The sequence below is a fragment of the Microbispora sp. KK1-11 genome, from assembly GCF_006874435.1.
GTDB lineage: Bacteria > Actinomycetota > Actinomycetes > Streptosporangiales > Streptosporangiaceae > Microbispora > Microbispora catharanthi.
Genome location: NZ_VIRJ01000024.1, coordinates 38,019 through 53,173, shown reverse-complemented (window position 1 = coordinate 53,173; position 15,155 = coordinate 38,019). Strand labels below are relative to the sequence as shown.

The 15,155-nt window shown below is 70.0% G+C and carries 13 protein-coding genes; 12 read left to right on the top strand and 1 reads right to left on the bottom strand.

Annotation, left to right across the window (positions count from 1 at the left end; genetic code table 11):
• Positions 1-3: 3 nt before the first annotated feature.
• The 11 genes from nuoF (at position 4) to FLW16_RS28985 (ending at position 13,720) form a co-directional block, all read left to right on the top strand.
• On the top strand, positions 4-1,290 hold the full coding sequence (nuoF, locus tag FLW16_RS29035) for an NADH-quinone oxidoreductase subunit NuoF (RefSeq protein WP_142563321.1): 1,287 nt from the start codon (positions 4-6) through the stop codon (positions 1,288-1,290).
• A complete protein-coding gene (locus FLW16_RS29030) occupies positions 1,287-3,683 on the top strand; it encodes an NADH-quinone oxidoreductase subunit G (protein ID WP_142563320.1) in 2,397 nt (798 codons plus the stop codon). Before nuoF ends, FLW16_RS29030 begins: the two co-directional genes overlap by 4 nt.
• Positions 3,680-5,041, top strand: a complete 1,362-nt coding sequence (nuoH, locus tag FLW16_RS29025) for an NADH-quinone oxidoreductase subunit NuoH (RefSeq protein ID WP_260615676.1) — start codon at positions 3,680-3,682, stop codon at positions 5,039-5,041. Before FLW16_RS29030 ends, nuoH begins: the two co-directional genes overlap by 4 nt.
• Positions 5,028-5,543 carry an NADH-quinone oxidoreductase subunit NuoI gene (gene nuoI / locus FLW16_RS29020; protein WP_142563318.1) on the top strand — a complete coding sequence of 172 codons (516 nt, stop codon included), beginning with the start codon at positions 5,028-5,030 and terminating at the stop codon, positions 5,541-5,543. The genes nuoH and nuoI overlap by 14 nt, the downstream gene beginning before the upstream one ends.
• Positions 5,536-6,450, top strand: coding sequence for an NADH-quinone oxidoreductase subunit J (locus tag FLW16_RS29015; protein ID WP_142563317.1), 915 nt, complete (start codon positions 5,536-5,538; stop codon positions 6,448-6,450). Before nuoI ends, FLW16_RS29015 begins: the two co-directional genes overlap by 8 nt.
• Positions 6,447-6,743: an NADH-quinone oxidoreductase subunit NuoK gene (gene nuoK / locus FLW16_RS29010; RefSeq protein ID WP_139574092.1), complete on the top strand. Its 297-nt coding sequence runs from the start codon at positions 6,447-6,449 to the stop codon at positions 6,741-6,743. The genes FLW16_RS29015 and nuoK overlap by 4 nt, the downstream gene beginning before the upstream one ends.
• Before the next feature lie 66 nt (positions 6,744-6,809).
• Positions 6,810-8,651, top strand: a complete 1,842-nt coding sequence (nuoL, locus tag FLW16_RS29005) for an NADH-quinone oxidoreductase subunit L (protein ID WP_142563410.1) — start codon at positions 6,810-6,812, stop codon at positions 8,649-8,651.
• Complete coding sequence (locus FLW16_RS29000; protein ID WP_142563316.1) at positions 8,651-10,156, top strand: NADH-quinone oxidoreductase subunit M; 1,506 nt, start codon at positions 8,651-8,653, stop codon at positions 10,154-10,156. Before nuoL ends, FLW16_RS29000 begins: the two co-directional genes overlap by 1 nt.
• Entirely contained in the window at positions 10,156-11,709 is a 1,554-nt protein-coding gene (gene nuoN, locus FLW16_RS28995) for an NADH-quinone oxidoreductase subunit NuoN (protein ID WP_142563315.1), read from the top strand. The genes FLW16_RS29000 and nuoN overlap by 1 nt, the downstream gene beginning before the upstream one ends.
• A gap of 11 nt (positions 11,710-11,720) precedes the next feature.
• A complete protein-coding gene (locus FLW16_RS28990) occupies positions 11,721-12,716 on the top strand; it encodes a polyprenyl synthetase family protein (RefSeq protein WP_142563314.1) in 996 nt (331 codons plus the stop codon).
• A gap of 137 nt (positions 12,717-12,853) precedes the next feature.
• The gene (locus FLW16_RS28985; RefSeq protein ID WP_142563313.1) at positions 12,854-13,720 is read left to right on the top strand and encodes a hypothetical protein; all 867 of its coding nucleotides are present in this window, start codon (positions 12,854-12,856) and stop codon (positions 13,718-13,720) included.
• Between the two features lie 7 nt (positions 13,721-13,727).
• Here FLW16_RS28985 and FLW16_RS28980 read toward each other — a convergent pair whose 3' ends face one another.
• Positions 13,728-14,471 carry an SDR family oxidoreductase gene (locus FLW16_RS28980; RefSeq protein WP_142563312.1) on the bottom strand — a complete coding sequence of 248 codons (744 nt, stop codon included), beginning with the start codon at positions 14,469-14,471 and terminating at the stop codon, positions 13,728-13,730.
• A gap of 77 nt (positions 14,472-14,548) precedes the next feature.
• Between FLW16_RS28980 and FLW16_RS28975 the strand changes: the two genes are divergently transcribed.
• Positions 14,549-15,025, top strand: a complete 477-nt coding sequence (locus FLW16_RS28975; protein ID WP_142563311.1) for an Rrf2 family transcriptional regulator — start codon at positions 14,549-14,551, stop codon at positions 15,023-15,025.
• The last annotated feature ends 130 nt before the right edge of the window (positions 15,026-15,155 follow it).

The window sequence follows — 15,155 nt, the reverse complement described above, 5'->3', positions numbered from 1 at the left end:
CCAATGGCGACGCTGACACCGGTCCTCACCAGGAACTGGGACCAGGCGGACTCGTTCACCCTGGACGGGTACGGCGAGTACGCGGCCGCGAAGAAGGCCCTGGGCATGGACCCCGACGCCGTCATCCAGACGGTGAAGGACTCCGGCCTGCGCGGCCGCGGCGGCGCGGGCTTCCCGACCGGCATGAAGTGGGGCTTCATCCCGCAGGGCGACGGCAAGGCCCACTACCTCGTGGTCAACGCCGACGAGTCGGAGCCGGGGACCTGCAAGGACATCCCGCTCATGATGGCCAACCCGCACGCGCTGGTCGAGGGCGTGATCATCGCGTCCTACGCCATCCGGGCCAACTACGCGTTCATCTACATCCGCGGCGAGGTGCTCCACGTCATCCGCCGGGTGCAGGCCGCGGTCCGGGAGGCGTACGAGAAGGGCTACCTCGGGACGGACATCCTCGGCTCGGGCTACGACCTCGAACTCGTCGTGCACAGCGGCGCCGGGGCGTACATCTGCGGCGAGGAGACCGCGCTGCTCGACTCGCTGGAGGGCTACCGCGGCCAGCCCCGGCTCAAGCCGCCGTTCCCGGCGGTCGCCGGCCTGTACGCCTCCCCGACGGTGGTCAACAACGTCGAGTCGATCGCGAGCGTGCCGAGCATCATCGCCAACGGCGCCGACTGGTTCGCCGGGATGGGCACCGAGAAGTCCAAGGGCTTCGGCATCTTCTCGCTGTCGGGCCACGTGACCCGGCCGGGCCAGTACGAGGCCCCGCTGGGCATCACGCTGCGCGAGCTGCTCGACATGGCGGGCGGCATCCGCGAGGGCCACGAGCTGAAGTTCTGGACGCCGGGAGGCTCCTCGACGCCGATCTTCACGGCCGAGCACCTCGACGTGCCGCTCGACTTCGAGTCGGTCGGGGCCAAGGGCTCGATGCTGGGCACCCGCGCCCTGCAGATCTTCGACGAGACGACCTGCGTGGTGCGGGCCGTCCTGCGCTGGACCGAGTTCTACGCGCACGAGTCCTGCGGCAAGTGCACCCCGTGCCGTGAGGGCACCTACTGGCTCAAGCAGGTGCTCAAGCGGCTGGAGAAGGGCCAGGGCTCCGAGGAGGACCTGGCCACGATCACCGACATCGCCGACAACATCCTCGGCCGCTCGTTCTGCGCCCTCGGCGACGGCGCGACGAGCCCGATCCACTCGTCGGTGAAGCAGTTCCGCGACGAATACCTCAAGCACTTCGAGATCGGCGGCTGCCCGTTCGATCCCGCCGCTTCCACGGTGTGGGGGTCCAAGTGACAGTTCAGACGACGCAGCCGGAGCAGCCGGTCGTGGACATGGTCACCCTGACCATCGACGGCTTCCAGATCAGCGTCCCCAAGGGGACGCTGATCATCCGGGCCGCGGAGCTGCTGGGGATCCAGATCCCCCGGTTCTGCGACCACCCGCTGCTCTCGCCGGCGGCCAACTGCCGCCAGTGCCTGGTCGACATCCCCGACGCGGGCAACGGCCGCGGCTTCCCCAAGCCGCAGCCGTCCTGCGCGATCGAGGTCGCCGAGGGCATGGTGGTCAAGACGCAGCTCACCTCGCCGGTGGCCGAGAAGGCCCAGCGCGGCGTGATGGAGATGCTGCTGCTGAACCACCCGCTCGACTGCCCGGTCTGCGACAAGGGCGGCGAGTGCCCCCTGCAGAACCAGGCCATGTCGAACGGCCAGGGCGAGAGCCGGTTCGTCGAGCAGAAGCGCACGTTCGAAAAGCCCGTCCCGCTGTCGAGCGAGGTGCTGCTCGACCGCGAGCGCTGTATCCAGTGCGCGCGCTGCATCCGCTTCTCCGAGCAGATCGCCGGTGACCCGCTCATCGACTTCTTCGAGCGCGGGGCCAAGGAGCAGGTGGGCGTCGCCGACGGCGAGCCGTTCCAGTCCTACTTCTCGGGCAACACCATCCAGATCTGCCCGGTGGGCGCGCTGACCGGCGCGGCCTACCGGTTCCGCTCCCGCCCGTTCGACCTGGTCTCCACGCCGAGCGCGTGCGAGCACTGCGCGTCGGGCTGCTCGCTGCGCACCGACCACCGCCGCGGCAAGGTCACCCGCCGCCTGGCCGGGGACGACCCGCAGGTCAACGAGGAGTGGAACTGCGACAAGGGCCGCTGGGCCTTCACCTACGCCACCGCGCCCGACCGCCTGCGGTCGCCGCTGGTCCGTGACGAGAGCGGCAAGCTCGTCCCGACCTCCTGGCCGGACGCGCTGGCCGTCGCCGCCGAGGGCCTGCTGCGGGCCCGCGGCAAGGCCGGCGTGCTGGTCGGCGGGCGGCTCACGGTCGAGGACGCCTACGCGTACAGCAAGTTCGCCAGGATCGCCCTCGGCACCAACGACATCGACTTCCGGGCCCGTCCGCACTCCGAGGAGGAGACGCGGTTCCTCACCCACGCCGTGGCCGGCAAGGGCATCGAGGTCTCCTACGCCGACCTGGAGACGGCCCCGGCCGTGCTCCTGGCCGGGTTCGAGCCCGAGGAGGAGTCGCCGATCGTCTTCCTGCGCCTGCGCAAGGCGGCGCGCAAGCGGGGCCTGAAGGTCTACTCGCTCGCGCCGTTCGCCACGCCGGGCCTGGCCAAGATGAAGGGCACGCTGATCCGCACGCTGCCCGGCGCGGAGGCCGAGGCGCTCGGCGACCTGGTCGGCGGCGACCTGCTGCCCGCGGGCACGGTCATCCTCGCCGGCGAGCGGCTCGCCACCGCCCCCGGCGCCCTGTCCGCGCTCGTACGGCTCACGCAGGCGACGGGCGCCAGGCTCGCCTGGGTGCCGCGCCGGGCCGGTGAGCGCGGCGCGCTGGAGGCGGGCGCCCTGCCGGGCCTGCTGCCGATCGGCCGCCCGGCCGACGACGAGACCGCCCGCGCGGAGGTCGCCAGGGTGTGGGGCGTCGCCTCGCTGCCCGAGGCGCCCGGCCGCGACACGGCCGGCATCATCGAGGCCGCGCTGAACGACGAGGTCGACGCGCTGGTCGTGGCGGGTGTGGACCCCTACGACCTGCCCGACCCCGCACGGGCCCTGGCGGCGCTGGAGAACACGCCGTTCATCGTCAGCCTGGAGATCCGCGCCAGCGCGGTCACCGACCGGGCCGACGTGGTCCTGCCGGTCGCCGCGGTGGCCGAGAAGTCCGGGACGTTCGTCGACTGGGAGGGCAGGGGCCGCTCGTTCGGTGTGGCCACGGCCGTCCCCGGCCTGATGAGCGACCTGCGCGCCATCGCCTCGATCGCCGACCAGATGGACGTCCACCTCGGCCTGCCCGAGCCCGCCGCCGCCCGGCGCGAGATGGCCGCGCTCGGCGCGTGGAAGGGCACCCGCCCGGCCGCGCCCGCGGTCACCGGCCGCCCGGTGAGGGAGCCGCAGGCGGGCGAGGCCGTGCTGGCGACCTGGCACCTGCTGCTCGACGACGGCCGGATGCAGGACGGCGAGCCGTACCTCGCGGGGACCGCCCGCACGGTCGCGGCGCTGCTGTCGGAGGCGACGGCCGCCGAGATCGGCGCGGTCGACGGCGGCAAGATCACGATCGGCGACGACGTGGTCGTGCCGGTGCGCGTCGCGGACCTGCCCGACCGTGTCGTATGGGTGCCGTCCAACTCCGCCGGCCTGTCGGTCACGCGCGACCTGCGCGCGGTCGCCGGAGACGTCGTAAAGATCGGGAGCGTCTCGTGAACAACCCCGGACCCACGCTGAGCGACTTCGGCCACGATCCCCTGTGGATCACCATCATCAAGGCCGTCGCGATCTTCGTGTTCCTGATGCTGGGCGTGCTGATGGGTGTGTGGACCGAGCGCAAGCTCATCTCGCGCATGCAGCACCGCTACGGCCCCAACCGGGCAGGTAAGTTCGGCCTGCTGCAGACTGTGGCCGACGGCCTGAAGATGGGCCTGAAGGAAGACATCATGCCACGCACCGTGGACAAGGTGATCTACTTCCTGGCCCCGGTCATCATCGCCGTCCCGGCCTTCCTGGCCTTCTCCGTCGTGCCGTTCGGGCCGATGGTGTGGATGTTCGGCCACAAGACGCCGTTGCAGCTCACCGACCTGCCGGTCGCGGTCCTGCTGGTCCTGGCCACCGCCTCGATCGGCGTCTACGGCGTCGTGCTCGCCGGGTGGGGCTCCCGCTCGCCGTACGCCGTGCTGGGCGGCCTGCGCTCGGCCGCCCAGGTCGTGTCGTACGAGATCGCGATGGGCCTGTCCTTCGTCGCGGTGTTCCTCCAGGCGGGCACGCTGTCCACCTCGGAGATCGTGGCGAAGCAGGCGAGCGGCGGCACCTGGGACATCCTGGGGCTGTCCATCCCGGCGCCGTCCTGGTACGTGGTCTCGCTGATCCCGTCGTTCCTGATCTACGCGATCACGATGCTGGGCGAGACGAACCGCGTGCCCTTCGACCTCCCCGAGGGCGAGGGCGAGCTGGTCGGCGGCTTCCACACCGAGTACGCCTCCTCGCTGAAGTTCGCGATGTTCATGCTCGCGGAGTACGTGAACGTCTTCACCGTCTCGGCGATGGCGATCACGCTGTTCTTCGGCGGCTGGCGGGCCCCGTGGCCGATCTCCCTGTGGGACGGCGCGAACTCCGGCTGGTGGCCGATGCTGTGGTTCTTCATCAAGCTGGTCATCGCGTTCGGCTTCTTCGTCTGGGTCCGCGCCTCGCTGCCGCGTGTCCGGTACGACCAGCTGATGGCCTTCGGGTGGAAGGTACTGATCCCGGTCAACCTGGCCTGGATCCTGCTGGCCGCCACGTTCAAGGCGCTGCGCATGCCCGAGGCCGACCGGGCGATCATCCTGACCATCGGCGCGGTGGTCATCATCGGCGCCTTCGCGATCTGGCTGCGGTTCGACACGGTCAACCAGCGCCGCAGGGAGGCCAAGGCGGCCGCGATCGAGGAGGAGTTCGAGCAGTTGCGCGAGGAGCCTGCCGCGGGCGGGTTCCCGGTGCCGCCGCTCGACGCCCCGCACTACCACGGAGTCGTGCCCGCCGCGCGTCTCAATTCCGACGCCGCCAAGGAGGTGACCAGTGGGAGCAACTGATTGGCTGAACCCGATCAAGGGATTCGGCGTCACCTTCCACCACATGTTCAAGAAGCCGGTAACCGTTCAGTATCCGGAGGAGAAGCGGCCCACCGCGCCGCGCTTCCATGGGCGGCACCAGCTGAACCGGTGGCCCGACGGCCTGGAGAAGTGCGTCGGCTGCGAGCTGTGCGCCTGGGCCTGCCCGGCGGACGCCATCTACGTCGAGGGCGGCGACAACACCGACGAGGAGCGTTTCTCGCCCGGTGAGCGGTACGGCCGCGTCTACCAGATCAACTACCTGCGCTGCATCCTCTGCGGGCTGTGCATCGAGGCGTGCCCCACCCGGGCGCTCACGATGACCAACGAGTACGAGCTCGCAGACTCCAGCCGCGAGTCGTTGATCTACACCAAGGAGATGCTCCTCGCGCCGCTCGGACCGGGCATGGAGCAGCCGCCCCACCCGATGCGCCTCGGCGAAACCGAAGAGGACTACTACCGGTTGGGTCGAAGCAATGGGTGAGTCCATCACGTTCTGGGTGCTCGCGGTCGTCTCGGTGACCGCCGCGCTCGGACTCGTCTTCAGCCGCAGGGCCGTCTACTCGGCCCTCATGCTCGGTGTCGTCATGCTCTCGCTGGCGGTGCTGTACGCGGTCCAGGACGCTCCGTTCCTGGCGGCGGTGCAGATCATCGTCTACACCGGCGCGGTCATGATGCTGTTCCTGTTCGTGCTCATGCTCGTGGGCGTGGACTCCTCCGACTCCCTCGTGGAGACGATCAGGGGACAGCGGTTCTGGGCGGTCGTGGGCGGGGTCGGCTTCGCCGTCCTGCTCGCCCTCGGCATCGGCAACGCGGTCGTCGGTTCGCCCAAGGGCCTGGCCGCCGCGACGCAGGCGGGCAACGTGCCCTCCCTGGCCCAGCTGATCTTCACCCGCCACGTGTTCGCCTTCGAGGTCACCTCGGCGCTGCTGATCACCGCGGCGCTCGGCGCGATGGTGCTCGCGCACCGGGAGCGCAGCGAGGCCAAGCCGACCCAGAAGGACCTGTCCCGGCAGCGCTTCGTCACCTTCGGCAAGACGGGCAAGAACCCGGCGCCGCTGCCCGGCCCCGGCACCTACGCCCGGCACAACGCCATCGACATGCCGGCGCTGCTGCCCGACGGTTCCGTCTCGCCGCTGTCGGTCAACCGGTACATCGCCCGGTACGAGGAGTCCCAGGGCATCCTGTCTCCTGAGGTCGCCCAGGTGCTGGAGCAGGAGGAGGCCGCGCTGCGCGCGAACGGCCACAGCACGCCCACCGTGGCCGAGGAGGCCAGGGACGGCGGCCCCGACACCGAGCCGATGGAAGAAGACGGTGTCGTGGCGGGCCGGGTCGTCCGCCCGCGCGGTGAGTCCGCGACGGAGTCCCTGAGCGAGGAGGACGGCAAGTGACCACGCACTACCTGGTGCTCTCCGCGCTGCTGTTCGCCATCGGCGGCGTCGGTGTGCTCGTACGGCGCAACGCCATCGTGGTGTTCATGTGCGTCGAGCTCATGCTCAACGCCTGCAACCTGGCGTTCGTCACCTTCGCCCGGCAGAACGGCAACCTCGACGGCCAGCTCATCGCGTTCTTCGTGATGATCGTGGCCGCCGCCGAGGTGGTCATCGGCCTGGCCATCATCGTGACGATCTTCCGAACCCGCAGGTCCGCGTCGGTGGACGACGCCAGCCTGCTGAAGTACTAAGAGGTGGCCGTGGAACCCGCTGAGATCATCCAGCACTCCGGCGGAGCGATCGGAGCAGCCTGGCTCATGATCGCTCTGCCCCTGGTGGGAGCGGCGGTCCTCCTGCTTGGCGGCCGGAGGACCGACAAGTTCGGCCACCTGCTGGGCGTGCTCATGGCCGTCGCGTCCTTCGTGGTGGCGGCGCTGTCGTTCGCGCAACTGCTCGGCTTCGCCCCCGGCGAGCGCCGCCGCGGGATCGAGCTGTACGACTTCATCCCGGGCCTCGCGAAGGTGGGCCTGCTGGTCGACCCGCTGTCGATCTCGTTCTGCCTGCTGATCACCTTTGTGGGCTCGCTGATCCACATCTACTCGATCGGCTACATGGCGCACGACCCGAACAGGCGGCGGTTCTTCGCCTACCTCAACCTGTTCGTCGCGGCGATGCTCCTGCTGGTGCTGGCCGACAACTACGTGGCCCTGTTCGTCGGCTGGGAGGGCGTCGGCCTCGCGTCGTACCTGCTGATCGGGTTCTGGCAGCACAAGCCCTCGGCGGCGACCGCGGCCAAGAAGGCGTTCATCGTCAACCGCGTCGGCGACTTCGGCCTGCTGATCGGCATCTTCACGATCTTCGCGACGTTCCACACGCTGGCCTTCAACGACGTCCTCGCGAACGCCGACAAGGCGTCCTCGGGCACGCTCACCGCGATCGGCCTGCTGCTGCTGGTCGGCGCCTGCGGTAAGTCGGCGCAGCTCCCGCTGCAGTCCTGGCTCCTCGACGCGATGGAGGGCCCGACCCCGGTCTCGGCCCTCATCCACGCCGCGACCATGGTCACCGCCGGCGTCTACCTGATCGTCCGGTCCGGCCCGATCTTCCAGGGCGCCGAGACCGCGCAGCTCGTGGTGACGATCGTCGGCGTCGCGACGCTGCTCGCCGGTGCGATCATCGGTACCGCCAAGGACGACATCAAGAAGGCGCTGGCCGGTTCGACGATGTCGCAGATCGGCTACATGGTGCTCGCCGCGGGCATCGGCCCGGCGGGCTACGCCTTCGCGATCGCCCACCTGATCACGCACGGCTTCTTCAAGGCCGACATGTTCCTCGGCGCGGGCTCGGTCATGCACGCCATGAACGACGAGGTCGACATGCGCAAGTACGGCGCGCTGCGCAAGGTCATGCCGGTCACGTTCGTGACGTTCCTCATCGGCTACCTGGCGATCATCGGGTTCCCGCTGCTGTCCGGTTACTTCACCAAGGACGGCATCATCGAGACCGCGATGGAGCACAACGCCATCCTCGGCTGGCTGGCCGTGCTCGGCGCGGGCATCACCGGCTTCTACATGTCGCGCCTGGTGTTCATGACGTTCTTCGGCACCAAGCGCTGGGAGCCCACGGCCCACCCGCACGAGTCGCCCGCCGTCATGACCTGGCCGCTGATCATCCTGTCGGTCGGCGCGATCGGGCTGGGCGCGTTCCTGGTGCTGGGCAACCGGTTCATGACCTTCCTCTCGCCGGCCGTCGGCGCGCCGGAGGAGATGCCGTCGTTCCACCCGTTCAGCCTCACCGGTCTGGTCACGCTCGCGCTCGTCGCGATCGGCGCGGCCTTCGCCTGGGTCAAGTACGGCAGGGCCGAGGTGCCCGCGGTCGCCCCGCGCGGCTCGTTCCTCACCGTCTTCGCCCGTCGTGACCTGTACGGCGACGCCCTGAACGAGGCGCTGTTCATGCGCCCCGGCCAGTGGCTGACCCGCCTGGCCGTGTTCTTCGACAACCGCGGCGTCGACGGCCTCGTGAACGGCCTGGCCGCCGGAATCGGCGGCACGTCCGGGCGTCTGCGCAGGGTCCAGACCGGGTTCGTCCGCTCGTACGCGCTGTCGATATTCCTGGGCGCCGCCGTCCTGGCCGGTGCCTGGCTCGTCGTAGGGAACCTGTGATGCCCTGGCTTTCAACCCTGATGGGCGTGTCCGTACTCGGCGCGCTGGGCGTGACCCTTGTCCGCAACGACAAGCTCGCCAAGCAGTTCACCCTCGTGGTGTCGCTGATCGTGCTGGCGCTGACCGTCGCCATGGCGGTCCAGTTCAGCCCGAACGGCGACAAGTTCCAGTTCGCCGAGACGTACGACTGGATCCCCGCGTTCGGCGTCCACTACGGCGTCGCCGTGGACGGCATCGCCCTGGTGCTGATCCTGCTGTCGGCGGTCCTCGTGCCGATCGTGGTGCTCGCCTCCTGGCACGACGCCGAGGCCGGCAAGCGCTCGGTCCGGACGTACTTCTCGCTGCTGCTGGTGCTCGAGGCCATGATGATCGGCGTCTTCGCGGCGACCGACGTCTTCCTCTTCTACGTCTTCTTCGAAGCCATGCTGATCCCGATGTACTTCATGATCGGGTCGTACGGCGGGGCGCAGCGGTCGTACGCGGCCGTGAAGTTCCTGCTGTACTCGCTGTTCGGCGGGCTCCTGATGCTGGTGGCGGTGATCGCGCTCTACTCGATCGCCGGCAAGGGCACGTTCATGTTCTCCGACCTGGTCGGGACCATCCAGGACGTGACGACACAGAAGTGGCTGTTCCTCGGCTTCTTCATCGCCTTCGCGATCAAGGCGCCGCTGTGGCCGTTCCACACCTGGCTGCCCGACGCCGCCGCCCAGGCCCCGGCCGGCGCGGCCGTCCTGCTCGTCGGCGTGCTGGACAAGGTCGGCACGTACGGCATGCTGCGCTTCTGCCTCGAGCTCTTCCCCGACGCCGCGAAGTTCTTCACGCCGCTGGTCATCACGCTGTCGGTGATCGGCATCGTGTACGGCGCGATCGTGGCCATCGGGCAGACCGACATGAAGCGGCTCATCGCGTACACCTCGGTGTCGCACTTCGGCTTCATCGCGATGGGCGTGTTCGCGATGACCACCAGCGCGGGCTCGGGCGCGACGCTCTACATGGTCAACCACGGCTTCTCGACCGGCGCGCTGTTCCTGATCGCGGGCTTCCTCATCTACCGCAGGGGCTCGCAGTTCATCGCCGACTACGGCGGCGTGCAGAAGGTGGCCCCGATCCTCGCCGGGACGTTCCTGGTGGCCGGTCTGTCCAGCCTCTCGCTGCCCGGCCTCAGCACGTTCGTCAGCGAGTTCATGGTGCTGACCGGCACCTACCAGCGCTACGTCGTCCCGGCCGTGATCGCCACGGTCGGCGTCATCCTCGCCGCGATCTACATCCTGTGGATGTACCAGCGGACGATGAACGGCCCGACGGCCGAGTCGGTCAAGTCGCTGCCCGACCTCAACGCCAGGGAGAAGTGGGTGGTGGCGCCGCTCGTCGCGCTGCTGCTGGTGTTCGGCTTCTATCCCAAGCCGCTGCTCGACGTGATCAATCCCGCCGTGAAGGACACGCTGTCGAGCGTCTCCGTCACGGACCCGAAGCCGGCCGTACCCGTTGCTCAGGAGGGCCAGTAGTGAACGGCACCATTCAGGCGCCGAGTATCGAGTACGCCCTGCTGGCGCCGATACTCGTCGTCTTCGGCGCGGCGATCGTCGGCGTGCTGGTGGAGGCATTCGCCCCGCGCTACCTGCGCTCGGCGATCCACCTGCCGCTCACGCTGCTGTCGCTGGCCGGCGCGTTCGCGCTGGCCGTCTGGCAGGCGGTCAAGGGCGTGCCCACCAAGCCCGCCGCGATGGGCGCGGTGGCCGTGGACGGCCCGGCCCTGTTCATCTGGGGCACGATCCTCATCCTCGCCTTCGTGAGCGTGCTGCTCATCAAGGACGAGGAGCACTTCGTCGGCTCCGCGGCGGCCGTGCCCGGCTCCGCCGAGGAGGAGCAGTCGCTCGTCGAACGGGCCGCGCACACCGAGGTCTACCCGCTGCTGCTGTTCGCGGTCGGCGGCATGCTGCTGTTCCCGGCGGCCAACGACCTGCTCGTGGCGTTCGTCGCCCTCGAGGTCATGTCGCTGCCGCTCTACCTGCTGTGCGGCCTGGCCCGGCGCCGCCGCCTGCTGTCGCAGGAGGCCGCGGTCAAGTACTTCCTGCTCGGCGCGTTCTCCTCGGCCTTCTTCCTGTACGGCACGGCCCTCCTGTACGGCTACGCCGGGTCGGTCGACCTCGCGAAGATCAACCAGGCGCTGGGGTCGGTCGGCGGCCAGGACACGCTGCTCTACATCGGCGCGGCCATGCTCGGCGTCGGCCTGCTGTTCAAGATCGGTGCCGCGCCGTTCCAGGCGTGGAAGCCGGACGTCTACCAGGGCTCGCCCACGCCCATCACCGCGCTGATGGCCTCCGGCACCCTGGTCGCCGCCTTCGGCGCGCTGCTGCGGGTGTTCTGGGTCGGCCTCGGCGGTCTCGACTGGGACTGGCGCCCGGTGCTCTACGGTGTGGCGATTCTCACGATGGTGGTCGGCGCGATCCTCGCGATCACGCAGACCGACATCAAGCGGATGCTCGCCTACTCGTCCATCGCGCACGGCGGCTTCCTGCTCATCGGCGTCATCGCCACCGGCCACACCCGGGCGGAGAACACCTCGGCCCTGTCCGGCCTGCTGTTCTACCTGGTGGCGTATGGTTTCACCACGGTCGGCGCGTTCGCCATCGTCACGATGGTGCGCGACGCGGGCGGTGAGGCGTGGCACCTGTCCCGGTGGGCCGGGCTCGGCAAGCGCTCGCCGCTGCTGGCCGGGACGTTCGCGTTCTTCCTGCTGGCCTTCGCCGGCATCCCGCTGACCAGCGGGTTCTTCGGGAAGTACGCGGTCTTCCAGGCGGCCGTCGCCAACGGCGCCACCCCGCTGGTCATCATCGGTGTGGTGGCCTCGGCGATCGCCGCGTTCTTCTACGTCCGTGTGATCGTGCTGATGTTCTTCAGCGACCCGGCCGCCGACGGCCCGTCCGTCGTGCTGCCCTCGCGGGGGACCGCGGCTGTGGTCGGTATCGCGGCATTGGCTACGGTAGTTCTCGGGGTGTACCCCCAGCCCGTGCTGGACCTCGCGCACACGGCTGCACAGTCCCTGTTCGTCCGATAGGAGATCTCCGTATGGCCGCGCCGCCCGTTGTGGACATTCCTCTCGTCGACGAGCGGCTGGCCGACGACCTCGCAGGCGGGCTCGCGGCGGTGGAGAAGCTGCTGCGCTCGTCGGTCGAGAGTGAGGACGCCTTCGTCACCCAGACGTCGAGGCACCTCATCGAGGCGGGCGGCAAGCGGTTCCGGGCGATGCTCGTGCTGCTGGCCGCCCAGTTCGGCAACCCGGACGCCCCGGGCGTCGTGCCCGGGGCCGTCGTCATCGAGCTGACCCACCTGGCCACGCTCTACCACGACGACGTGATGGACGAGGCCCCGGTGCGCCGGGGCTCCCCGTCCGCCAACGCCCGGTGGGACAACACCGTGGCCATCCTCACCGGCGACTACCTGTTCGCCCAGGCGTCGGAGATCCTCGCCGACCTCGGCAGCGAGCTCATCCGGATCCAGGCGCGTACGTTCTCCCGCCTGGTGCGCGGCCAGATCCGCGAGACGATCGGGCCCGCCGAGGGCCGTGACGGGATCGCCCACTACATCAGCGTGCTGGCCGACAAGACCGGCTCCCTCATCGCCACCTCGGGCCGCTTCGGGGCCATGCTCGCCGGTGCTCCCGCCGACGTGGTCGAGCGCCTGACCGACGCCTGCGAGGCGATCGGCGTGGCCTGGCAGCTCGGCGACGACCTCATCGACGTGGCCGCGCCCACGGCCGACTCGGGCAAGACCCCCGGCACCGACCTGCGCGAGGGCGTCCGCACGCTCCCCGTGCTGTACGCGCTTGCCTCCGACGACCCCGCCGACGCCCGGCTGCGCACCCTGCTGTCGGGGCCCGTGGCCGAGGAGGACGTCGAGGAGACGCTGACGCTGCTTCGGGCCAACCGGGCCATGATCCAGGCCCGCGACGAGCTCATCCGCTGGATCGACCGGGCCAAGGACGCCCTCGCCGGCCTGCCCGACATCCCGGCCCGTACGGCCCTCATCGCCCTGTGCGACTACGTCGTCGAGCGCACGGGCTGACCATCCTGTAAGGGATCATTGGCCGGGTGAGGATCACCCGGTTCGCCGCCTTGTGTCTGGTCGCCGCGACGGCCTGCGGCGGCCCGCCACGTGCGGGCACATCCGCCCTCCGGGCACCGGCGAGTTCGACGAGTTCGATGCCCGCCGGCGCCGTCATCGTGGACAAGGACCAGGTCCTCACGTGTGGGGAGGGCGAGGGAGAGGGCTCGGCGCAAGCCCTATGCGACGCTATCGCCGCGGCGGCTTCGCCCGAGCTGGCTTCGCCCGCGGCGGTTTCGCCCGAGTCGGCACACCCGTCCCCGGCACCGTCCGTGGAGCAGTATTTCGAGGGACGGGTGTTTCCGAAGGGACAGTCGACCTTGGTTCCCAACCCCGGCAGCGGCCCCGGTGACCCACGCTTGCGGCAGGCGCTGCTCGTCGGCTACGAGGGGGTCGCCGGATCGGTCATGACGCCTGGCGCGGTCGTCGCCCTGCCCGCCGCCGAAGGCAGTGCCGTGGAGTTCATCTCGCTTCGTCAGGTGGCTGGGGCATCTCGGGAGACTTCCGCCTGCGAGAGGTGGGCCTCCGGGTCATGGCGCGTGGCGTTGCGCGACTTCAACCGGCCCGGCGTGCAGATCGCCGCGACGCTGATGAGCGCGATGGCCGACGAGGCGTGGAAACGGTCGGCGGAGTTCTCCGAGACCATCGTCACCGGGCCCGAGCCGATGCTCAGCAATCTTGGCGATCCCGCCGCAATGGCCTCCTGCCGGAAATTTGCCGGCGAGGAGGGCTACCCGATGCGCGCCGAACCGTTCTCCGTCCCGCGTCTCGGCATCCGGTCCTGGGCCTTCCGGATCTTCGAGGAGAAGACGGTGCGGCAGTGGGTCGAGGTGGTGCGGACGCCGCGTTACGTGCTGGAGATTCGAATCCCCAGGCAGTGGCCGAAGCCGCGCACCGACCCCGCCGTACTGCTGCCGCGCATCGCCGCGGCCGCGTACGCCAGGGCCGAGGCGGCCCTGAACTAGCCCGGCCCTAGTGCTGGGCCGCGAGCCACTCGTCGAAGGTGGTCGGCGCGATGCGGGCGCCTTCCCCGGGCAGCAGCACGTCGCCGGCCATCGCCGGGCCGAACAGCCCCGACCAGGTCGGCACGAGCTTGACCGTGCGGCCGCGTGCCGCGTGGGTGCGCCGGGCCATGTCGACGAGGTCCTGCGGCTCGGGACCGGCCACGTCGGTGTAGCGGCCCTGTGGCTCGCCCACGGCGATCTCGGCGAGGACCTCGGCCACGTCCGCGGGCGCGATCGGCTGCACCAGCAGCGGCGCGATCGTGGCGACGCCGTCCTGCTCGGTCCAGCCCGCCACCATCTCGGCGAAGTCGTGGAACTGCGCGACCGGGACGATCGTCCACGGCACCGAACCGGCGGACACCAGGCGCTCCTGCTCCCGCTTGCCGGCGTAGTGGGCGTTGCCCTCCACCCGCTGGATGCCGATGATCGAGAGCAGCACGTGGTGACGGACGCCCGCCCGCTCCTCGGCGGCCAGCAGGTTCCTGGTGGTCGTGCCGAAGTACGCCACCGACTCGTCCCGGTCGGTCGCGGCTGAGCTGATCGCGTCGACGACCGCCTCGACGCCGTCCAGGGCCTTGTCGAGCCCCTCTCCCGTCATCAGGTCCACGCCGAGGGACCGGCTGACGCGTACGACGTCGTGCCCGTCCCGTTCGAGGGCGGCGACGGTGAGCTTCCCGATGTTCCCGGTGGCGCCGGCGACTGCGATGCGCATGGTTTCTCCTTCGCTAGACGTCCCGGATGCTATCTCGGACAAAATGGATCCGCAATCTCTCCAATACACTGGTGGGCATGAAGCTGCCTGCGAGCACCGAGTGGGTGTTGCACTGCGCCGCCACGCTGGCGCAGCTCGAGCCGGGAGTCACCGCGTCGGCGGCGCAGCTCGCGGAGTATTACGACGTTCCGGCGCCCTACCTGGCCAAGCAGTTGCAGGCGCTCGTCAGAGCCGGTGTGCTGGGCGCGATGACGGGCCCGCGAGGCGGATTCCGGCTCGCGCGGGCGGCTTCCGACATCACGTTGCTGCAGATCGTCGAGGCGGTCGACGGCGCCTCCTCGCCGTACGAGTGCCGCGAGATCCGCCAGCAGGGACGGGGGGCGCTGCCCCCCGAGGACTGCCGGCGCATCTGCGTCATCGCCGAGAAGATGGCCGAGGCGCACCGCGCGTGGCGGAGCAGCCTCGCAGGGGTCACGCTCGCCGACATCCTCGGCGAGCTGCCCTCGGGGGCGCCCGCCCGCACCCGGTCACGCCTCGCGGCCACACGACGCTGACCCGGCGGGAATTCGCCTCGTGTTGTCCTACCCGGACGCGCGTGCGGGCCGTTCCGGGCGGAGGTGCCGCGACCCGGGCGGAGTATCGTGGCAAGAGGTCCGGTGCCGTCACGGTGCAGCCGGGTGCCGA

What these genes read in the sequence shown, in the direction of transcription:
- FLW16_RS29000 (WP_142563316.1), top strand. Translation starts at nt 8,651, where the DNA reads ATGCCCTGGCTTTCAACCCTGATGGGCGTGTCCGTACTCGGCGCGCTG.
- nuoF (WP_142563321.1), top strand. Translation starts at nt 4, where the DNA reads ATGGCGACGCTGACACCGGTCCTCACCAGGAACTGGGACCAGGCGGAC.
- FLW16_RS29015 (WP_142563317.1), top strand. Translation starts at nt 5,536, where the DNA reads ATGGGTGAGTCCATCACGTTCTGGGTGCTCGCGGTCGTCTCGGTGACC.
- FLW16_RS28985 (WP_142563313.1), top strand. Translation starts at nt 12,854, where the DNA reads ATGCCCGCCGGCGCCGTCATCGTGGACAAGGACCAGGTCCTCACGTGT.
- nuoL (WP_142563410.1), top strand. Translation starts at nt 6,810, where the DNA reads ATGATCGCTCTGCCCCTGGTGGGAGCGGCGGTCCTCCTGCTTGGCGGC.
- FLW16_RS28975 (WP_142563311.1), top strand. Translation starts at nt 14,549, where the DNA reads ATGAAGCTGCCTGCGAGCACCGAGTGGGTGTTGCACTGCGCCGCCACG.
- FLW16_RS28980 (WP_142563312.1), bottom strand. Translation starts at nt 14,471, where the DNA reads ATGCGCATCGCAGTCGCCGGCGCCACCGGGAACATCGGGAAGCTCACC.
- FLW16_RS28990 (WP_142563314.1), top strand. Translation starts at nt 11,721, where the DNA reads ATGGCCGCGCCGCCCGTTGTGGACATTCCTCTCGTCGACGAGCGGCTG.